Source organism: Atribacter sp. (genome assembly GCF_035418125.1).
Lineage (GTDB): Bacteria > Atribacterota > Atribacteria > Atribacterales > Atribacteraceae > Atribacter > Atribacter allofermentans.
In genome coordinates, this window is the sequence record NZ_DAOLQM010000333.1 from 1 (window position 1) to 1,931 (window position 1,931).

1 protein-coding gene is annotated in these 1,931 nt (G+C 39.4%); it reads left to right on the forward strand.

From position 1 onward, the window contains the following. Positions 1-170: 170 nt before the first annotated feature. Entirely contained in the window at positions 171-1,703 is a 1,533-nt protein-coding gene (locus PLK24_RS11135) for an FGGY-family carbohydrate kinase (RefSeq protein ID WP_324479146.1), read from the forward strand. Positions 1,704-1,931 lie beyond the last annotated feature (228 nt).

Sequence of the window (1,931 nt, forward strand, 5' to 3'; positions counted from 1 at the left end):
GGGCACAATACATTGTGCCCCTACAATTTTATATTCTTTGGTAGGGGCTTGTTATCATGCCCGTTGGTTTTCAGGATAGAAAACGGGAAATTTAAATTTTACCTTAGATTCAAGGCTTTTGCCATAAAAAATATAAAAATACATCGAATTGATGGAGGGAGAGGGTATCATTGGTTTTGGCTGGTTTGGATGTAGGAACGAGTGGTTGTAAAGTTGTCCTTTTTCGTGAAGATGGAACTATGGTTGCTCAATCATACCGTGAATATCCTTTTATAACACCTCAGCCGGGTTGGTTGGAGATTAATCCCGAACATATTTGGGAAAGCGTTCTTGATGCACTTAACGAGGCTACGAAAAAGTCAAAAGAACCAATAGAAGTCGTAGCCGTTACCTCTCATGGGGAAACGCTTATTCCAATTGATAGATCTGGTAAAGCACTTTATAATGCTCTGGCAAATTTCGATACTCGAGCCCATACTTATATTGATTACTGGTTAGAAAGAGAAAACCCTTATAATATTTTTCGAATAACCGGCATGCCTCTGCATGGTATGTATACGGTTAATAAAATATTATGGCTCAAAGACCATTGTCCAGACGTTTTTAAAAAAACCTGGAAGTTTTGTTGTGTTGAGGATTATATTATTTATCGATTGACGGAAGATCAACCAGTAATCGACTATTCTTTGGCGGCTCGAACTATGCTTTTTGATGTAGTCAAAAAAGAATGGTCGGGAAAAATTTGTAAATTGGCAGGTGTTGACCCACAAAATCTCTCTCGAGCCATTCCCTCTGGAAGCATAGCTGGAACCATTAGCTCAAAAGTATCTGGCATAAGCGGCCTTCCAAAAAATCTTTTAATTGCCACTGGAGGCCATGACCAGCCTTGTGGAGTTTTGGGATGTGGAGTGAAAAACCCAGGTGAAGCGATGTATGGAATAGGAACCTCCGAATGTGTTGCGCTCAATCTTGGGGAAAGCGCCTTTTTTAGCAGAGAAATGTTGGAAAACAGTTTTTGCTGTTATCCTCATGTTGTGAAAGATTCCTACATTACTCTGGCGTATATAGCGTCAGGTGCGGTTGTGCTTCGTTGGTTTCGAGATGAGTTTGGATTTGAGGAACTTGAAAAAGCAGCCCAAATTGGTGGGAGCGCATACGATCTATTATTAAAGGAAATACCGGATAAGCCTGCCTCAGTATTTGTTCTTCCGCATTTTTCCGGCACGGGAACACCATACCTTGATGAAAAGTCACGAGGGGCAATAATTGGCCTTACTTTAGCAACCAGCAAGGAAGAAGTAGTAAAAGCGATTTTGGAAAGCCTCACTTATGAGATGAAAATAAATTTAGATTTATATGAAAGGTTCGGTTTACCTATCAACAGCTTGCGAGTGATTGGTGGTGGTTCTCGTTCGAGAGCGTGGCTTCAGATTAAAGCTGACATTCTTCAGAAAGCCTTGATCATTCCAAAAACTGGTGAAGCAGTTGCTCTTGGAACTGCTATGTTGGCAGGAGTTGCCAAGGGAGTATTCAAAAGTTTTGAAGAGGCAATTGATGCCATGGTTTCCTTTGAGGATTCCATCCAGCCAAACAATAGCTATTTACAAAACTATAATAATCGTTATCAGATATATCAGTTAATATATAAAGATTTGTTAAAAGTCAACAGAATGATCAGTGATCTGACCCGAGAAGAACAGTAGTTATTTTATCCCCATTTTTAATAAAAAAGGAGATTAATATTACCAGGTTTTTTAAAATAGTTATTAGACCCTCATGCCACTTTGATGACACCAGATGAGGATGAAAATATATATACGCTGATCAATTTCCCCCTTTAGAAAAGGGGGTAAGGGGGATTTGATTTTTTTACTGCTCCGTCATTCAGACTGTGTCACAATTATTTAGTAAATTATTTGCCCCCACCTATG